Annotated in this window: 17 protein-coding genes; 7 read left to right on the forward strand and 10 right to left on the reverse strand. The window is 36.7% G+C overall.

Translation table 11 applies throughout. The annotated features are described in order from the left end of the window. The first annotated feature begins 213 nt into the window (after window positions 1–213). From AC3RVF_RS06060 to AC3RVF_RS06090, 7 genes are all read left to right on the forward strand, one after another. On the forward strand, window positions 214–660 hold the full coding sequence (locus tag AC3RVF_RS06060; RefSeq protein WP_489692987.1) for a cytochrome c oxidase assembly factor Coa1 family protein: 447 nt from the start codon (window positions 214–216) through the stop codon (window positions 658–660). A gap of 66 nt (window positions 661–726) precedes the next feature. Continuing rightward, entirely contained in the window at window positions 727–1,728 is a 1,002-nt protein-coding gene (locus AC3RVF_RS06065) for an alpha/beta fold hydrolase (RefSeq protein ID WP_489689833.1), read from the forward strand. A 46-nt stretch (window positions 1,729–1,774) separates the two neighbouring features. Next, the gene (locus AC3RVF_RS06070; RefSeq protein ID WP_489689832.1) at window positions 1,775–2,422 is read left to right on the forward strand and encodes a DNA alkylation repair protein; all 648 of its coding nucleotides are present in this window, start codon (window positions 1,775–1,777) and stop codon (window positions 2,420–2,422) included. A gap of 64 nt (window positions 2,423–2,486) precedes the next feature. Further along, entirely contained in the window at window positions 2,487–2,954 is a 468-nt protein-coding gene (locus tag AC3RVF_RS06075; protein ID WP_489692988.1) for a tRNA (cytidine(34)-2'-O)-methyltransferase, read from the forward strand. 82 nt (window positions 2,955–3,036) lie between these two features. Beyond that, window positions 3,037–5,865: an RNA polymerase-associated protein RapA gene (gene rapA / locus AC3RVF_RS06080; protein WP_489689830.1), complete on the forward strand. Its 2,829-nt coding sequence runs from the start codon at window positions 3,037–3,039 to the stop codon at window positions 5,863–5,865. A gap of 129 nt (window positions 5,866–5,994) precedes the next feature. Then, a complete protein-coding gene (locus tag AC3RVF_RS06085) occupies window positions 5,995–6,369 on the forward strand; it encodes a nuclear transport factor 2 family protein (RefSeq protein WP_489689829.1) in 375 nt (124 codons plus the stop codon). 180 nt (window positions 6,370–6,549) lie between these two features. Continuing rightward, a complete protein-coding gene (locus tag AC3RVF_RS06090) occupies window positions 6,550–6,975 on the forward strand; it encodes a YybH family protein (RefSeq protein WP_489689828.1) in 426 nt (141 codons plus the stop codon). Window positions 6,976–6,996: 21 nt separating this feature from the next. Here the strand turns inward: AC3RVF_RS06090 and AC3RVF_RS06095 are convergent, their stop codons facing one another. From AC3RVF_RS06095 to AC3RVF_RS06140, 10 genes are all read right to left on the reverse strand, one after another. Next, window positions 6,997–7,911, reverse strand: coding sequence for a Ppx/GppA phosphatase family protein (locus tag AC3RVF_RS06095; RefSeq protein ID WP_489690124.1), 915 nt, complete (start codon window positions 7,909–7,911; stop codon window positions 6,997–6,999). A 1-nt stretch (window position 7,912) separates the two neighbouring features. After that, window positions 7,913–10,009, reverse strand: a complete 2,097-nt coding sequence (gene ppk1, locus AC3RVF_RS06100; RefSeq protein ID WP_489689827.1) for a polyphosphate kinase 1 — start codon at window positions 10,007–10,009, stop codon at window positions 7,913–7,915. Continuing rightward, entirely contained in the window at window positions 10,009–10,494 is a 486-nt protein-coding gene (locus AC3RVF_RS06105; RefSeq protein ID WP_489689826.1) for a SixA phosphatase family protein, read from the reverse strand. The genes ppk1 and AC3RVF_RS06105 overlap by 1 nt, the downstream gene beginning before the upstream one ends. Window positions 10,495–10,545: 51 nt before the next feature. After that, entirely contained in the window at window positions 10,546–11,190 is a 645-nt protein-coding gene (pdxH, locus tag AC3RVF_RS06110) for a pyridoxamine 5'-phosphate oxidase (protein WP_489692989.1), read from the reverse strand. A 152-nt stretch (window positions 11,191–11,342) separates the two neighbouring features. After that, window positions 11,343–12,470 (reverse strand): T9SS type A sorting domain-containing protein, encoded by a 1,128-nt coding sequence (locus AC3RVF_RS06115; protein ID WP_489692990.1) that lies wholly within the window; start codon window positions 12,468–12,470, stop codon window positions 11,343–11,345. 51 nt (window positions 12,471–12,521) lie between these two features. Next, window positions 12,522–13,427, reverse strand: a complete 906-nt coding sequence (locus AC3RVF_RS06120; protein ID WP_489692991.1) for a ribonuclease Z — start codon at window positions 13,425–13,427, stop codon at window positions 12,522–12,524. 93 nt (window positions 13,428–13,520) lie between these two features. Continuing rightward, window positions 13,521–13,856: a ribonuclease Z gene (locus AC3RVF_RS06125; protein ID WP_489689822.1), complete on the reverse strand. Its 336-nt coding sequence runs from the start codon at window positions 13,854–13,856 to the stop codon at window positions 13,521–13,523. Window positions 13,857–13,918: 62 nt separating this feature from the next. Then, window positions 13,919–14,848, reverse strand: a complete 930-nt coding sequence (locus AC3RVF_RS06130) for an aspartate carbamoyltransferase catalytic subunit (RefSeq protein ID WP_489692992.1) — start codon at window positions 14,846–14,848, stop codon at window positions 13,919–13,921. A gap of 78 nt (window positions 14,849–14,926) precedes the next feature. Continuing rightward, a complete protein-coding gene (gene pyrR / locus AC3RVF_RS06135; protein ID WP_489692993.1) occupies window positions 14,927–15,466 on the reverse strand; it encodes a bifunctional pyr operon transcriptional regulator/uracil phosphoribosyltransferase PyrR in 540 nt (179 codons plus the stop codon). Between the two features lie 196 nt (window positions 15,467–15,662). Continuing rightward, entirely contained in the window at window positions 15,663–18,122 is a 2,460-nt protein-coding gene (locus tag AC3RVF_RS06140) for a zinc-dependent metalloprotease (RefSeq protein ID WP_489692994.1), read from the reverse strand. Window positions 18,123–18,157 lie beyond the last annotated feature (35 nt).

Genomic DNA, 18,157 nt, shown 5'->3' on the forward strand with positions numbered 1-18,157 from the left:
AATACAATACCCCCTAAAAAGCACAAACCCCCATCTTCAAAAATAATATCAATCAAACCTCAATCATTCTAAATCTTCTGCCGTGAAGCGCAATACTTCACTCCTATTTGATTTCCCGTTAACAAGTCCGTGTATAATAACTACTTTTTCAAGTGCTGAAAGAAATGGTTAAGAGCTATCTTTGAAAAGAAAATTGTAGCCAAAATTAGTACGATGAATAACGCATTGATTGAGCAAAAAAGTTGGTGGAAACGCAACTGGAAATGGTTTATACCTGTTTCTGGAATGATTCTGATTTCAATCGCACTATTCTTTTTTTCAGGAATGAACAGTATCGCAACCAATTTAGCTCAAGCTTATGCAGATACGGAACTTTACGAAAATGCAATCCAAAAGGCAAACTCTGACAAAAGAGTAACAGATTTGATTGGAACCATTCAACCAATTGATAAACTCGCTATTTTAGAAGGACAAGTTGAATATACAAATAATCATAAAACTGTAAATTCCACTATTCGTATTGTTGGAATAATAGGAAAAGCGCAAATGGATATTTCTGCAGACCGAATAAATGAAGCGTGGAACTATAATAAAATTAATATAAGAATTAAAAATCCACCCGAAAATAAACAGACGATAGAACTATTAAAAGCAGAATAAAAACGATGGCTCACCAATAGCCTTTCTTCTTTAGCACTAAACGTTACCACTATTAAAACTTAAACAATGAAAAAGTACTTATTTACAATTCTAACACTTTTATTTGCCTTTCAACTTACAATCGCTCAAACTGATAATTTACAATGGCTAGACATTGAATTGGCAAACTATAATTATCCTTTTCCAGTTGCTACTTTAGCGTTGAAAATACAGGAGCAAGATTTAAATATGGCTTATATGGATATTATGCCCGATAATTACAATGGTAAAAACATTGTCTTGTTTCACGGTAAAAATTTTAATGGCGCGTATTGGAAAACAACAATCGACGCATTAAACAAAGAGGGATTTCGAGTAATCGTACCCGATCAAATTGGTTTCGGAAAATCTTCAAAACCAGATCATTTTCAATACACTTTTCAACAACTTGCACAAAATACCAAAACGCTTCTTGATAGTTTAAATATTAAGGAAACCGCTATTTTAGGACATTCTATGGGAGGAATGCTCGCAACACGTTTCGCATTAATGTATCCTAAAACAACCGAAAAATTGATTTTAGAAAACCCAATTGGATTAGAAGATTGGAAATTAAAAGTACCGTACAAACCTGTAGAATGGTGGTATAATAACGAACTTAAAAACTCCTTCGAGGGTATTAAAAAATATCAATTAGTAAATTATTACGATAATAAATGGAAACCAGAATACGACCAATGGGTGAACCTTTTAGCGGGCTGGACATTAAATTCAGATTATGAAAAAATTGCTTGGAATTCGGCTTTAACGTACGATATGATTTTTACGCAACCTGTTGTTTACGAATTTAAAAACATTACCGCTCCTACCCTTTTAATTATCGGCACTAGAGATAGAACAGCCCTTGGAAAGCCTCTTGTTACTGAAGATGTTAGAAAAACAATGGGATTATACGATGAATTGGGTAAACGAACTCAAAAGGAAATTCCTAATGCAAAATTAGTGGAAATTGAAAACGTAGGGCATTTACCGCATATTGAAAAGTTTGATAGCTTTATTCAACCATTAATTGCTTTTATGAAAGAATAACTATTGCTTTCACCGCTGCTTTCAAACTGAAAAAAATACAATTTAAATGACCGCTAAAGAATTTATAGCGACTTTAGAAATAATTAGTCAAGATTATTCGAAAGAAATTCCCAAAAGGGAGTTGTTTTCTTTAGCTAAAGAATTTCAAAATACTCCGGTAATTGAGGTTGTGAAATTGCTAAAAGATAAAAATGAAAATCACCGTATTGGAGCAATTGCTATTTTAGATTGGAAGGCTCGAAATAAGAAAACTTCTAAAGAAGAAAGGAAAGCTATTTACCTAGCGTATATTGAAAATCATAAGTGGATTGACAATTGGGGTTTAGTGGATAGGGCTGCACCTTATGTAGTTGGAGGATATTTATTTGACAAGGATAGAAAACCTTTGTACGATTTAGCAAAATCCAGCAATCCAATGGAACGAAGAACGGCTATTGTGAGTACGTACTATTTTATTCGAAAAAATGAAATAGAAGGCACGTTTAAAATTGCCGAAATTCTTGTTAGCGACAAAGACGAATATGTGCAAAAAGCCGTTGGAAGTTGGATCAGAGAAGCTGGAAAACGAAATGAAGAAATGCTGAAGAATTTCCTCAATAAACACGCCACCAAAATGTCCAGAATTACGCTTCGCTATGCAATTGAGAAATTCGATAAAGAAACGAGAGACTATTATTTACATTTAAAGAGGTAAACGTCTGCGGGACTTAACACAATCAATACTATTCCAATCCATCACAAAACATAAACATTAAAAAATGGCATTTAACATTGTACTAATTGAACCGGAAATACCTATGAATACAGGGAACATCGGTAGATTAAGTTTAGCGTCTGGTTCGAATTTACACCTCGTAAAACCATTTGGTTTCGAATTAAATGACAAGCGTGTAAAAAGAGCTGGATTAGATTATTGGCAGCATGTTTCGCTTTTCATATATGAGGATCTCGAAGACTTTTATGCAAAAAATAAAGGAAAACAGTTTGCATACCTTTCCAGTCACGGCAGTCAAGATTACACTGCCATAAATTACGAGGACGATATGTTTTTAGTTTTTGGAAAAGAATCGGTTGGATTGCCTAAAAATATTGTGGAAGAAAATATAAATTCAGTATTTACTATCCCAATTTTCAGCCCTCACATTCGAAGTTTAAACCTCGCTAATGCAGTAAGTATAGTGGTTTATGAAGGTATTCGGAATCTAAAAACGCAAAACAGCAAATAAAATTTTAAAGAGTTTTCTTTCTGAATTGAAAGTCTTTTGCTGTTGAGAATTGCGACTAAAATCTAAACAAGAAACATTAAATATGGGAGATTTTTTTCCTAATCAAAGATATACCAGTTTAGGCGAACCTGAACTTGGAGTTGGCATTGTAACAGAAGTTAGCAAAGGAAAGGTGCAAATACATTTCCCAATTTCAGGCGAAACGCGACTGTATGCAACAGAAAGCGCTCCGTTGCGCCGAACTATTTTTAAACCCGGAGATTCCATAGTAGATAAGCAAGGGCAATCGATGCTAATTGAGCAAGTGAAACTCGTGGACGGGCTTTATGTGTATTTTGGAAACGGTAGAAAATTAGAAGAAGCGGAACTTGACGGAGGTACGATTACAAATAGTGTTGCTGATAGGCTTTTTGCGGGCGAGGTTGATTCGCCTGAAATATTTACGCTACGCAGAGAAACGCTCTACAACAATTATAAAAGACGAATTTCTCCAGTACACGGCTTTGTTGGCGGTAAAATAGATTTAATTCCGCATCAACTTTATATTGCGCACGAAGTGAGTTCGCGATTTGCGCCTCGCGTTCTGTTATCAGATCAGGTTGGACTTGGAAAAACGATTGAGGCGTGTTTGATTTTGCACCGATTATTGGTTACTGGACGTATTTCAAGAGTGCTTATTCTTGTGCCAGAATCGCTCGTACACCAATGGTTTGTAGAGGTGTTGCGAAAATTTAACCTGTGGTTCAATATTTTTGATGAAGAACGTTGTGTTGCGCTGGAAAATAGCGCGCCCGATGGAAATCCTTTTCTCGATAATCAGCTTATAATTTGCAGTATTGAATTTTTAGCATCTTCAAAAAAACGAAGTCAACAAGCCATTTCGGCAAATTGGGATATGCTTGTAGTTGACGAAGCCCATCATCTTGAATGGTCTTTAAACGATGTAAGCCCAGAATATAGCATAGTAGAATTATTAAGCCAAGCAACAAAAGGATTGCTACTTCTTACTGCCACGCCAGAACAATTGGGGGTTGAAAGTCATTTTGCACGACTACGTTTACTCGATCCTGTTAGGTATAATAACTACAACGATTTTATAAGCGAATCTGAAGGCAATAAGGAAATTGCCAGTCTTGTTGAAAAACTATCTTCAAATAATGATTTAAAGTCGAAAGATTTAAAGCTTTTGGAAACTACTTTTTCAAAAGAAAGAATCAAAGCTTTAGACGTTAAAAACGAAACTTCAAAGCTCAACCTAATTGAAGATTTGCTCGATCAACACGGGCCAGGTAGGGTTTTATTTCGAAATACGCGTTTAGCAATGAGCGGCTTCCCTAAACGAATTGCGCATTTAAATCCTATTCAAGCTGAAGAAAATCACAGCCTTTGGATTGAACGTGCAACAAAAGAATTTTTATTCGATAATAAAAGTGGTTCAGAAGCAAATGGAGAACCACAATTTTGGTTTAATAAAGATCCTCGAGTAGCGTGGGTTTTGAAGAAAATGGAGGAAATATATCCTGCAAAAATACTTCTCATCTGCAGTTCTAAAGAAAAGGTTTTAGCATTAGAAGCTGCCATAAGTAAACGCATTAAGCAAAATGTTGGCGTTTTTCACGAAGATCTCACCCTTGTGCAACGGGATAAAAATGCAGCTTGGTTTGCAGAACTCGATAGTGCTCAAATCCTACTTTGTTCAGAAATAGGTAGTGAAGGTCGAAACTTTCAATTTGCACATCACCTTATTCTTTTTGATGTACCATTTCACCCAGAATTATTAGAGCAGCGAATAGGTCGCCTAGATCGAATAGGACAGAAAAAAGATATCCATATTCACATCCCCTTTCTTGTTGATAGCCCACAAAGTCTTGTTGTTAAATGGTTTCATGAAGGTTTGAATGCCTTTAATACGAATCTTGAAGGCGGGAATATTATTTCGAAATTATTTAGCGAACGATTACTAAGCATTTCCAAAAAACCATCATTTGAAGCGGCAAGTTCTGAATTGGAAATATTGATTGCTGAAACAGCTAATTTCCAAAAAGAACTAAAGAAAAACCTTTCTGAAGGACGTGATAAACTTTTAGAAATGAATTCATTTCGCCCAAAAGTTGCGAAAAAGCTAATTGAGCAAATTAAAGCTGAAGATAAAGATTTAGCCCTTGAAATCTATTTAACAAAAGTCTTTGAGCAATTTGATGTAGATATGGAGGATATTGCTGCTCGCACCTATTTGCTGCATCCTGCATCATTTAACTCAGAAGTATTTCCGTCAATTCCGCGCGAAGGAATACAAGTTACATTCGACAGAAAACGCGCACTTAGCAGAGAAGATGTTAGTTTTTTAAGTTGGGATCACCCGATGGCAACCGGCGCGATCGATATGGTTTTAAGCTCAACTTTAGGGAGCGCAAGTTTCGGACTTATTCAAGGAACTGGGAAACCTGCGCTATTACTTGAATTAATTTTTGTTCTAGAAACAGCAGGCCAAGAAAGTATTGATATAGACCGATTCCTACCTCATACCCCGATAAGAATTATAGTAGATCATACTGGAAAAGAAGTAACAAACAGCTTTCCTGTTGAAATGCTCAACAAGAATTTAATCGCTGGGAGCATAGACGCGTTATTGGATAATGATACGTTTGTAGAAACACTTCTGCCTAAAATGATTTCATCTGCCACGGAAATAGCAAAGAAACTGGGAGAAGTGGAAATAAGTAAAGGTTTGGACAGAATGAACCTTAAACTTAATCACGAAATAGATAGGCTTACTTCCTTGAAAAAGAAGAACAAACACATTAGAATAGATGAAATTGAAGCAGCCATTGAAGCACGCTCAACATTGGCTACAATTATGAAAAAAGCGAGGGTACGTCTCGATGCTTTGCAGCTTATTCGGAAAGATTAATTTTGTTAGGTTTTTAAATACTAATGGACGAGTTGAAGCAAATGGGCCATTGTAATTAGGAAAGCAAAAAATCTACTCGGAAAAATATCGAAATTGCATTAAATAATTGATGTCAAAAAAGCACAAACGATGAATGAAGCAATGAAGAAAAATGCCATTGAATTTTATAAAATGGCTTATGAAGGGAATCCGAGAAAGGCTACCGAATTATATGTTGGTTCGGAATATATACAGCATAATCCCGCTGTTGAAAATGGTCTCGAAGGTTTTATAGCATATTTTGAGCGAATGCAGATTGAATATCCTAATAAATCAATTAAGTTCGTCAGAGCAATAACTGAAGGCGATTTGGTGGCTTTGCATACACATCAAATTTGGCCTGGGGATGATGAATACGTAACCATGGATTTTTTTAGATTTGATAAAGAAGGTAAAATTGTGGAACATTGGGATTCAATTCAACAAATCCCAAAAACTTCAGCAAACAAAAATAAAATGTATTAGTCCATAGACGGATCTGTTGCTAGACCAAATGGAGAATACCGCTAGCAAAAACAATAGATTGAAATACACTATTAAAAGTCAGTAAATTAAGTGCACCGCTCTTTGTATTTTTTTCAGTTGAAAAAAATTTTTGAAACTCTTGCTAAAACATCTCACAACTAACTACAAAATTTTAATAATATGAATACAGAAAAACTTATAGAAGCTAATAATCGATTATATGTTGGTCTAAATGATATGTTTAAAGGCGACCTAAAGATTCTAAACAATCTATGGTCACATACTGATTCTATTACATACATGGGACCTTTTGGGGGTTGCCTAACAGGTTGGAATTCGATAAGCAAAGATTTTGAAGAAGTAGCCGCAATGAAATTAGGAGGCAAGATTATCTGCAAGAACCCAAAAGCATTTGTGGGCACTGATTTGGGATATATTAGTTGCGTAGAAGAAGGAGAAAACACAAGCCCCGAGGGTAAGGCAGTTAGCGTAAGCCACAGAGCTACAAATATATTTAAATTAGAAAATGGCGAATGGAAATTGGTTCATCATCATACCGATATTTCTTCACAACTTGAAAATGCCTTTGATAAAAAGATAAGCTAAGGGTCGAGAATATTTTAAAAATCACGAATTAACCTTCATAGCTGCGGCAATCTTTTCGTTGTAAAGGCTCCGCACAATACCGTCACTCAGCCCTATTTTAGGCACAAAAATATTCTTTGCTTTGCTCCACTTCATCGCAGATAAGTAAATCCGCGTTGCAGGAATCACCACATCTGCCCGATCTGGATTCATATCTAGTTCGGTAATGCGCTCTTCAAAAGTGAGCGATTTAATTAGTTCGTAATAAGATGATAGATAAAAATAGCTAAGTGGTTTCCCTATTTTTTTACCGCTCTTTTTGAAGATAGTATTAATGTTTCCGCCGCTACCTATTAATGAAATTCTTTTAAAACCTTTGGTTTTTTCTTTAATCCAAGTTTCCATTTCGTCCCAAATTTGCTGATCAACAAGACCTTCTAACAGTCTCACCGTTCCCAATTTAAAACTTTTGGAGGTGATGTTTTCACCATTTGCAAAAACGGTTAACTCGGTGCTCCCACCACCTACATCTACGTATAAAAAAGCCTTATCGTTGTCAATCAAACTTTTTAGGTCTGTTGAAGCAATAATATCTGCTTCGTCTTTACCGTCAATAATATTTATAGAAATGCCACTTCTATCTTTAATTGTTTCAGCAATTTGATACCCGTTAGAAGCTTCACGCATCGCCGAAGTAGCGCACGCACGGTAGCGCTTTATATTATGAGTTTTCATCAAAAGCTTGAATGCTTGCATAGCATCAATCATTCTGTCTGCACTTGCATCAGAAATTTTTCCATTAAGAAAAACTTCCGCGCCCAAACGTATTGGAACTCGTACTAATGATGTTTTTTTAAAAAGCGTATCCTTTCCTTCCTGCTCTACCACAGAAACAATTAACAACCTAATGGCGTTACTGCCTATATCTACAGCACCGTATTTTTCTATGTTTAACAAATCAGTATACTTCAAGTTTATTTAAATAGTAATCATACATTTTGAACTGGGAACGCACGGGCGGCTTGTTGTTTTTTAGATAAGCATTGTCATTCTTAATGCTTATTACACGTGCTTTTACATTATCGCTCCAGCCTATTTCAAAATTTTCTAGTATTTCTTTCTTAATATCTGCATCGTAAATTGGACAGGAAATTTCCACTCTATTGTCTAGATTTCTTCCCATAAAATCTGCGGAAGAAATATACACTTTAGTATCGCCACCATTTTCGAAAATGAACAATCGCGGATGCTCTAAATATTTTCCTACAATACTAATTGCTTCAATATTCTCGCTCATGCCTTTTACACCAGGAATCAAACAACAAATGCCACGAACTATCATTTTAATTTTCACGCCTGCCCTACTCGCTTCGTAGAGTTTATCGATCATCTTAAAGTCTGATAGACTGTTAAGTTTCAGTTTTATTCCACTGGGTAAACCAGCCTTTTTATTTTTTATTTCGACATCAATTAAATTATAAATTGCCTTTCGGGTATAATGTGGCGAAACAATTAAATGGCGATAGTTGCGAACCAAATAATTCACTTCAAAAAATTCAAACACCTTTTTTATCTCTTTACAGATTTTCTGATCTGCTGTAAAAAGGGTGTAATCTGTATAAAGTTTGGCGGTAGATTCATTAAAATTCCCCGTGCTTAAAATTCCGTAACGAACAATTTTGTTGTTTTCAATTCTTTCAACTAGACAAGCTTTACAGTGAACTTTCAATCCTTTTACGCCAAAAATTAAACGTATGTCTTCACTCTGCAGCAATTCGGCATATTTAATGTTTGCTTCCTCGTCAAAACGGGCTTGTAGCTCAATTTGTACGGTTACTTCTTTTCCGTTCTTCTTCGCATTAATTAGCGAACTAGCAATGTGCGATACTTCCGCCAGGCGATAAATAGTAATTTTAATGGATTTCACTTTTGGGTCCAGCGCCGCTTCACGTAAAAACTTAATTACATACATAAAGGTTTGGTAAGGCGCATGTAACAAGTAGTCTTTCTCCACTATTTTATCAAACAAGCTTCCTTGTAAACTCAAGCCTGGAATAGGTAAAGGTTCTTGTTTTGCGTATTGAAGATCGGGTCTACCCAAACGCGGAAAATCCATATAATCGCGCCTGTTGTGGTAACGTCCGCCGGGAATAATACTATCGGTTTTATCAATCCCCATTTTGTCTAAAAGAAACTGAAGCGTTTTTTTATTTATACTTTTATCGTAAACAAAACGTACGGGATCGCCCGTGCTTCGGTTCTTAACGCTTTTTGAAATTTTATCAATAAAACTTCGACTTAAATCGCTGTCTATATCTAATTCGGCATCGCGGGTAATTTTTATCATATGAGCCGAAATAGTTTCATATTTAAAAATGCTGAAAATATTGTGAAGACAATAGCGAATAAGGTCGTCTAAGATAATAACATATTGTTTTTCCCCTTGCGGCGGAAGCACAACAAAACGATCTATTGTTCGTGGAATTTCAATAAGTGCATAGTTCTGTTTTGCTTCAAAAGTATCGTCATCCTTGCTCATAACCATCGTAACCGCAAGGTAAGCGGCACTATCTCTTAAACTTGGAAATTCTTCTAATTCCCCAATCATAATAGTCATCATGGCTGGACTTACATACCTAACAAAGTATTCTGAAATGAATTTTTCCTGATCTGGAGAAACCTCCGTTTCGTTTATAATAAATATGTTTTCCTTGCGAAGTTCTTTTTGAATATCGCTCAAAATATTCAAGCTATGTGCTTGTTGTTCTATTACTGTTTGGGTAATTTGTTCTAAAAGATCTTTTGCCGAAATACCGCCCAAAAAGTTGCGCCCCATTTTTCCAGCTTCCACAATACGCTTAATAGTTGCGTAGCGCACTTTGAAGAATTCATCTAGATTATTCGAAAAAATTCCCAAAAATCGAAGTCTTTCAATTAAAGGGAGTTTTTTGTCATTCGCTTCCTGTAAAACACGGGCGTTAAACTGCAACCAGCTTAGCTCCCTGTTGTTGTATACATTGCGGACTTGGGTATTTATATCAACTTTTTCGGTCATTATTTAAGATCCCTTGGGAAAATTGTTTTAACGGTTTTACCCGTAGTTATTTCGCTCCATTTCTTTTCGTCAAACTCCAGCATCACGAAGCCGCAAGTGGGAACATTATCAATGTAATTATTTCCCAGCATATTTGCAACCGAAGTAAAAGCGTGGTTATGACCTACGAGCATTACTTTGTCTAGGCTGTCTGGTAACGACTTAATCATTCGCATTACATTCTGACCGCTAAAGTCGTAAAGTTCGTGATTTGTTTCAAAATTTGCATCTTCAACTTTCAGTGCTTCTTTAAAAAATTGAGCTGTAGAAAGCGCACGTGTGGCATCGCTACTAATCATTTTTTGAGGAGCTTCAATTGCAGCTGCAACCTTTTTTGAAACCATTTGTCCATCGCGTTCTCCCCTGCTTTTTAGAGGGCGTTTGTGATCGTCGACGTCGTGTTTCCATGATGATTTTGCGTGGCGGACTAAGTATAATGTTTTCATGCTTTTAATTGTTCGGGATTCGTAAAGTTTTAATTCTTTAATCGTAAATAATCAAGGTGCTAATCTTTCAATTAGCCAATCGTTATTTTTTAAAGTATAACGAATCCTGTCGTGAAGCCTATTGGGCCTGCCTTGCCAGAATTCAATTGAAATAGGTTTCACCAAATATCCGCCCCAATCGGCTGGTTTTGGCACTACTTTGTTGTTATATTCATTTTCGAGCTCAGCAAGATTTTTTTCTAAAACATCGCGCGATGCTACCACTGTACTCTGATGCGAAACCGCCGCTCCCAGCTGACTTCCTTTTGGTCTGGAATGAAAATAATTTATTGAATCTGCTTCCGAAGTTTTTTCAACCATTCCTTTTATAATTATTTGCCGTTCCATATTTGGCCAAAAAAACGAAAGTGAAACTTTGTTATTATTAGCTATAGATTTGCCTTTTTCGCTATTGTAATTGGTGTAAAAATAGAAACCGTATTCGTCGTATTTTTTCAATAGCACTACTCTACCCTTCGGAAAACCGTCGGCACCGATGGTAGCAATGGTCATAGCATTTACTTCATCTACGCCGCCGCTATCCTTCACTTCAAAAAACCAAGTTCTAAATTGTTGCATCGGGTTTTCATCAACCGATGTTTCAGAAAGAGCTCCTTTTTCGTAAGATTTTCGGTATTCGTGAAGTTTTTCGGCCATTGCAAAAGTTTTAACGCAAGTTAAGAGTTTTAGCGAAGCTATAAAACAGTGGGATATTAAATATGTATTAAAATTATGGTTGAAATTGAAAAAGAAATTGAAAACAAGATTGAAGCGGAGCTAAAGACGAATTATCTTTTTTTTTGAAAAAACTATTCCACTACTATTTTTTGGGTTGTAGTACCATTAGCTGAAAAGACCCTTAAAATATAAAGCCCACTTAAAAGTCCATCAACCGGAATTCTGGATAGCCCGACATTCAGAGTGCCCGAACGCACTATTTTACCCTGCACGGAAATCAATGAGTACTCACCTTCTACTTTCGACGAAATATTAGAATAGGTTTTTGCCGGATTGGGAAAAATCCTGAATGGCACCACAACAAATTCTTGATTTCCCAAAGCATCACACTCCGCCTCGTTGTTCAAAAAAGTGGTAAACGGATCTTTGTACCAATCATCCAGATAGGTGGCACTGGCGTCGTCCACAAAGATACATTGTAGGTTATCTGTGCCAAAAACATTGAAGGAGCCTATATTTTCATTATTACCGTTGCGTAGGTCTAGATGATTTAATGGGGGCATAAATGGAGCCAATAAGAGTGTTAGGGCAGGATTTTGAGTTAGATCCAAACTCTCTATATCGTTTCTACCACAAACCAAATAAAAAAGCTCTGGATTATTAGAGGTGTCTAAAGAGGCAATATTGTTTGAAGAACAAGAAAGTACTTCTAAAAAAAGATTCTGAGAAAGATCCAATGCTGAAATTTGATTTTGGCTACAATCAATTTCAATCAAAGATGGCACATTGGATAAATCGAGTGATGTCAAATAATTTTCAAAACACTCCACTACCACTAACATTTGACTATTTAACAGTAAACTAGTTAATTGACTGCCTTGACAGCTAAGCCACTCCAATTGTGTATTGTTCGACAAATCCAAACTGGTCAATGGATTAAATGTGCAGCCCAGCGTTTTAAGCATTGTATTTTGTGAAAGATCTACCTGTTCCACCAAATTATAACTAAAATCCAACCATTCGAGTGCTATAAAGTCCTCTATTCCAGTTAAATCTGTAACCCCAATTTGAGAATCAAGATCTAAGGTAATCACGTTTTCAATATTTGCGGTAAGCACCTGCCCATTTCCCGGTACGCCATCACCCATGCCGTTGGCTTCTAAAAAATTTTCAAAAAAAGGATCTGGAATAGATGTATATTGTGAATAACTAATCATCATTGTCGGCAGCAGTAAAAAAAGGAGAACTGTTTTTTTCATATTTCTATAAATAACAAGATGGTGGTTGCAATAAAAATACAAATAAATAATTCAGAACACAAAGACTCTCCCATCCTCAGCCAATTCCACATTATCAAATACCTCCTGCGCCTCTTTTCGGAAAAGCTCCAAATTGCCGTAACGTCCGGAGTAGTGACCGAGTATTAAAGTTCCAACCTTTGCCTTTCTGGCAATCACTCCAGCCTCTTTTGCAGTACTGTGTTTGGTTTTATCGCAAAGATGGTGATGCTCTTCCAAAAAAGTAGATTCGTGGTATAAAACTGTCGCATTTTCAATTTGAGGCACTATTTCAGGGTAATAGGCCGTATCGCTGCAATAGGCGTAACTTTTTGGCGGTGGCGGATCAAAAGTTATTTCTTTATTGGGTATCAGTTTGCCCGCCCTATTCTCAACATCAAAACCTTGTTTTATCTTGTTGTAATAGCTTAAATCTATATTGAGTTTTCGGGCCTTTTCAACATCTAATTTTCGGTCATCCGGTTTTTCTTTAAAAAGAAATCCGTTGGTATAAACCCTGTGATCTAGCGGTATTGTTTCTACAGTAACCTTATCATCTTCAAAAATAATTTGGGGAGTAGTTTCTTCCAACTCGTGAAAATAGAGCGGATAATTGGTGTACGATTTCCCTAATTTTAGGAGAAGTAAAATAGCTTCCTTTATACCTTTTGGGCCATAAATGTGCAATTCCGCTTCCCGACCCAAAAGCAGAAAAGTGGAAATTAAACCTGGCAATCCAAAAAAGTGATCGCCGTGTAAGTGAGAAATAAATATATGCTTAATTCGGGAAAATTTAACTCTGCATTTTCGCAGTTGCATTTGCGTACCCTCACCACAATCAATCAAAAACAAATGTCCTTTCATTTCCAAAACCTGCGACGTTGGGTGGGCTGAGGCTGTTGGTGTTGCGGAATGACATCCTAGGATTGTTAGTTTCATAAATAAGTATTCAGTAGCAGTGGCAGTTGGCAAAAGTATATAGGTGTAGCATAATAGTAACCTGTAACTGTAAACTGAAGCTACAAACTTTTTTTAAAACCCTAAGTCTCTTTCAATCTCTTCCATTTCAACGATGTCTCCCGCTTCTCGGAGAGTTGGAACAACGATCATTTCAAAAGGTATTTCGTCAATTTCTATTGCGTCATTAACGATTATAAAAGATTGCTTTGTTTTGCGGTGGAGGTTAGAAGTTTTGATAAACTGCAATAAATGCGGCAGCTCTATTGAATCGTATTTCAAAAGATTCAAAACCACGTTTTGACCTTTGTAATTTGAAGGAACTTGACTCTCGATAAACGAGGCAAAGTCTATTATATCGTCCTTTTCATCCTCAAGGACCACGAAATTTGGGTGATTCTCAATTTTCATAAAATTAGTTGTCTTTTGTTTATTAAACAGAATAAACTTCGACGTGTTTTTATAGTTAATATTTAGTTTTTACCAATTTTTGAAGCCAATAAATAAATTACCGCCATCCTAACGGCAACACCGTTTTGAACTTGTTCTAAAATTATAGATTGTTTGCTATCCGCCACATCGCTAGTAATTTCCACGCCGCGATTAATTGGGCCTGGGTGCATCACTACGATTTCTTTATTTAACGAATCAAGAATTGCTTTATTTAATCCGAATTGCTGGGTGTATTCTCGAGTTGTTGGGAAATAACTAATGTCCATCCGTTCGTTTTGCACACGAAGCATATTTGCCACATCGCACCATTCCAACGCTTTGCGAAGGTTGGTTTCAACTTCCACATTAAGTTTCTCTATATATTTCGGAATTAGCGTTTTAGGGCCACAAACCTTAACCGTTGCTCCAAGTTTTTGAAGTGCGAAAATATTAGACAATGCAACTCGTGAATGAAGGATATCACCAACTATTACAACTTTTTTTCCTGCCACATCGCCCAACTTTTCTCGAATTGAATAGGCATCGAGCAGTGCCTGTGTTGGGTGTTCGTGTGCGCCATCGCCAGCGTTAATTATACTTGCTTTTACGTGTTTTGAAAGAAATACTCCCGCTCCCGGATTGGGATGGCGCATTACTACCATATCCACTTTCATTGAAAGAATATTGTTTACGGTATCAATTAGCGTTTCGCCTTTTGTAACCGAAGAACTGGAGGATGCAAAATTAATTACATCTGCCGAGAGACGCTTTTCAGCTAGTTCAAAAGAAAGTTTTGTTCGGGTACTGTTTTCGAAAAAAAGATTGGCAATGGTAATATCGCGAAGGGAAGGTACTTTTTTAATGGGTCTATTAATAACCTCCTTAAAATGATCTGCCGTTTCGAAGATGAGTTGAATATCTGCTTCGGTGATGTATTTAATTCCCAATAAGTGGTTTACACTTAGTTCCATTTTCGGTTATCTGTTATCGGTTATAAATTTTCTGTTATCCGTTTATTGCTATTGGTTTTCACAATTATCATTAAACAACTAACTTTTAACAAGGTAAACAGCATCTTCCCCATCATTCTCTTTCCAGCAAACTTTTACCTTTTCGCCATTAATAGCATCTACCTGTCTGCCACGATAATCAGGCTGAATAGGCAAATGACGACTAAAACGACGATCAATTAATGTTAACAGCTCAATCTCCAAAGGTCTTCCGAAGGATTGCATAGCTGTTAACGCAGAATTAATGCTTCTTCCTGTAAAAAGAACATCGTCTATAAAAACAACATTTTTATCTTCAATAATAAAATCGATACGGGTTTTGTTGGCTTCCAGCGGTTTATCACCTCTTCGGAAATCGTCCCGAAAAAAAGTGATGTCCAAATACCCAAGTTTTATATTCTTAATATGGTATTCGGCTTCCAGCAGCGTTTTAAGTCTTTCAGCTAGAAAAACTCCTCGGGGCTGAATTCCGATAAGTACGGTTTTGGAGAAATCGTCGTGTTTTTCGATCAATTGGCAAGCCAAACGGTTAAGCGCAATGTTTATCTCGGTCGCGTTCAGTAACACTTTTTGGCTCATAGGAAAGTCTGAATTAATACCGATAGCTATCGGCACTGGAGACAAAAATACATTTTTATTTTTTTAAAAGTGAAGAATTTAATTTCGATTAAAGATGATTGCGGAATTAGGCTGCAGAACTTTTAAATCTCCTTCAAAAAAAAAGCCTGTCTCTTATTAAGACAGGCCATTTCGTTTTCAAAAAATAAAATTCCTTTTACTGTTTAGCGTACGGATTTAAAATAATATTAATTCGCTCCCGCAAGTCTAACAGATGAATTCTGCTCATTTTATCACTCGTTCTTCCAGATGCTTTCCGAATATCATCTTCCAGCGTTTTAAGCTCTGCGCGAGCTACAGAACGTATGTCGCTTTGGTTTACATCTACCTTAGTGCGATTTCTTCCCTCCTGCTCCTTCGTCATTAAATACGCCAGCCTGTCAATGTATGCACGTTGTAGGTTTCTTCTATACGTATCAATTGCTTTTCCTGTTTTAAGTTCGCTAAAGATTCCGTTTCGCAAATCTTCCATCATTTCAAGCAACGAATAACTTTCACTTTTATTAATAGATTCGTTTTCAATCATACGCGCCATTCTTCCGAAATCAAGAATATTGTCGAGTGTTTTAGCTTGCAATTGTCTTACATTTTCAACACTACCGTCAAATTGAATTTTATTGAAAATATCTTCGTCAAGCAACCATTGCGGAGTTGCAAAAAGCTGCTCCTGTACAAAAACCATGCTTTCTTCCTGTTTCGCTTTTGGAACATGAGTATAAACAGCACCATCTTGATCGTATGTTTTGTAGTATTCATAAACACCGCCAATATTTGCCGACACGTGACCCATATATCTATTAAACTGCCCAACTATCTGATCATACATTTTTGAAAGATCTTCGTAATCCTTCCCGTCTTCCTTAGTATATTCAATAAGTTTTGGAACTACGAGTTTTAAGTTTGCAATACCGTACATACTTGCTTTTACGGCATCGTCGCCTAAATCTTCAGTTTGGCTACTCGGATCTATTACACCGCCAGATTGCTGCTTCCCGAAACGATACATTGGATCGCCAGCGTGCTCAAGAATCCAAGAATCCAAAGTTTTCTTTTCTTCTTCTGCAGATAAATTTGGCAATGGTTTGTAACCCCAAGCAATGGCATATTTATCGTAAACACCAATATTTGGCATTAACGCAACATCTCCATCTCCAGGTTGTGCTACGTAGTTGAAACGCGCATAATCCATAATAGAAGGCGCTGTGCCGTACTTTTTAGTGAAATCTACAGAACGCAGCGAATCTACAGGAAAGGCAACACTGCTACCCATATTGTGTGGCAAGCCTAATGTGTGACCTACTTCGTGCGAAGAAACAAAACGAATCAATCTTCCCATAATTTCATCCTTAAAGGCTACGCCTCTTGCATCTGGATTTATTGCAGCTGTTTGCACAAAGAACCAGTTGCGCAATAAGGTCATAACGTTGTGATACCAGTTTATATCGCTCTCCAATATCTCCCCACTACGCGGATCGCTTACGTGCGGTCCATTTGCATTTGGGATTGGTGAAGCCAAATAGCGAACCACAGAATAACGCACATCTTCTGGCGACCATTCTGGGTCTTCTGCAATAGTTGGCGGATCTTTCGCGATAATTGCTTCTTTAAAACCAGCAGCTTCAAAAGCTACTTGCCAATCTTCAATTCCTTGTTTTATGTATTGTCTCCATTTTACGGGAGTTGCACGATCTATGTAATAAACTATTTGCTTCTTCGGAACTACTAATTCTCCTCTTTCAAAAGCGGCTTTGTCTTCATCTCTAACTTCTAATCGCCATCTGTCCAGATATTTTATGGTTTTACTTTCTTGGTTGTCTAGACCGTAATCTGTTTGTCCGCGAGCAAACCAGCCCACACGCTCATCAAAATAGCGCCTCTTCATTGGTACTTTAGGCAAAAGAACCATGCTGTTGTTCATTTCTACAGAAATTGAACCTAAGTCTGAATTGCTTGGAGCTTCTTTGGCAGCATACGTTTTTACGTGGCGCGATTCTATATTTAATGGGTAAGATTTGATTGTTTCTATATACGAACGCTCCTTTTCAAGACTTGTGATTTTATATTTTTCACGATACTCATTCGGCATTCCTAAAGGTCTTACGTCCGTTTCAAAAAGTTTGTTTACATCAATAACTGTTGAAGTACTGTCTTTTCCGAAAGCTCTAATATCAAATGAAAAAAGAACGGGTTCAAAATTTGAATTTACCACCGCTTCGTAAATTGGAAGCGAATCTGCTGCAAAAATTTGATGCGAAACCACCCGAAGTAATACTTTGCTTGGTCTTTTTTCCCAACGAAGCACTTGGGTGTTTGTTTTTCCGCCACCAAAACCTATATTGGTCGCAGTTTTTGCAATACGTGTTACCATCAACATTTCTCTTCCAAAAAGTGAATCTGGTATTTCGTAGAAATATTCTTCTTTTACGGTATGCACTTTAAACAGCCCGTCGTCTGTTTTGGCTTCCTTGGTTATTACTTTATCGTAAGGTTTAATTGCAACCTTATCTTTGTCTGAACTTTTCTCGGCAGTTTCAGCTTTGCCTTTCGATGCTTTTTTTGGAGTAGCGCAAGAGAGCGTCAATAAAAGCAGTAGCGGTGTAAGAATTCTTAATTTCATATTTCGATTTAAAAAAGTTTTGAAATTAGTCAATT

Source organism: Aequorivita sp. IT1183 (genome assembly GCF_058068265.1).

What these genes read in the sequence shown, in the direction of transcription:
- AC3RVF_RS06090 (WP_489689828.1), top strand. Translation starts at nt 6,550, where the DNA reads ATGAATACAGAAAAACTTATAGAAGCTAATAATCGATTATATGTTGGT.
- AC3RVF_RS06120 (WP_489692991.1), bottom strand. Translation starts at nt 13,427, where the DNA reads ATGAAACTAACAATCCTAGGATGTCATTCCGCAACACCAACAGCCTCA.
- AC3RVF_RS06065 (WP_489689833.1), top strand. Translation starts at nt 727, where the DNA reads ATGAAAAAGTACTTATTTACAATTCTAACACTTTTATTTGCCTTTCAA.
- AC3RVF_RS06070 (WP_489689832.1), top strand. Translation starts at nt 1,775, where the DNA reads ATGACCGCTAAAGAATTTATAGCGACTTTAGAAATAATTAGTCAAGAT.
- AC3RVF_RS06060 (WP_489692987.1), top strand. Translation starts at nt 214, where the DNA reads ATGAATAACGCATTGATTGAGCAAAAAAGTTGGTGGAAACGCAACTGG.
- rapA (WP_489689830.1), top strand. Translation starts at nt 3,037, where the DNA reads ATGGGAGATTTTTTTCCTAATCAAAGATATACCAGTTTAGGCGAACCT.
- pdxH (WP_489692989.1), bottom strand. Translation starts at nt 11,190, where the DNA reads ATGGCCGAAAAACTTCACGAATACCGAAAATCTTACGAAAAAGGAGCT.
- AC3RVF_RS06115 (WP_489692990.1), bottom strand. Translation starts at nt 12,470, where the DNA reads ATGAAAAAAACAGTTCTCCTTTTTTTACTGCTGCCGACAATGATGATT.
- AC3RVF_RS06085 (WP_489689829.1), top strand. Translation starts at nt 5,995, where the DNA reads ATGAATGAAGCAATGAAGAAAAATGCCATTGAATTTTATAAAATGGCT.
- AC3RVF_RS06075 (WP_489692988.1), top strand. Translation starts at nt 2,487, where the DNA reads ATGGCATTTAACATTGTACTAATTGAACCGGAAATACCTATGAATACA.
- AC3RVF_RS06140 (WP_489692994.1), bottom strand. Translation starts at nt 18,122, where the DNA reads ATGAAATTAAGAATTCTTACACCGCTACTGCTTTTATTGACGCTCTCT.
- AC3RVF_RS06105 (WP_489689826.1), bottom strand. Translation starts at nt 10,494, where the DNA reads ATGAAAACATTATACTTAGTCCGCCACGCAAAATCATCATGGAAACAC.
- ppk1 (WP_489689827.1), bottom strand. Translation starts at nt 10,009, where the DNA reads ATGACCGAAAAAGTTGATATAAATACCCAAGTCCGCAATGTATACAAC.
- AC3RVF_RS06130 (WP_489692992.1), bottom strand. Translation starts at nt 14,848, where the DNA reads ATGGAACTAAGTGTAAACCACTTATTGGGAATTAAATACATCACCGAA.
- AC3RVF_RS06125 (WP_489689822.1), bottom strand. Translation starts at nt 13,856, where the DNA reads ATGAAAATTGAGAATCACCCAAATTTCGTGGTCCTTGAGGATGAAAAG.
- pyrR (WP_489692993.1), bottom strand. Translation starts at nt 15,466, where the DNA reads ATGAGCCAAAAAGTGTTACTGAACGCGACCGAGATAAACATTGCGCTT.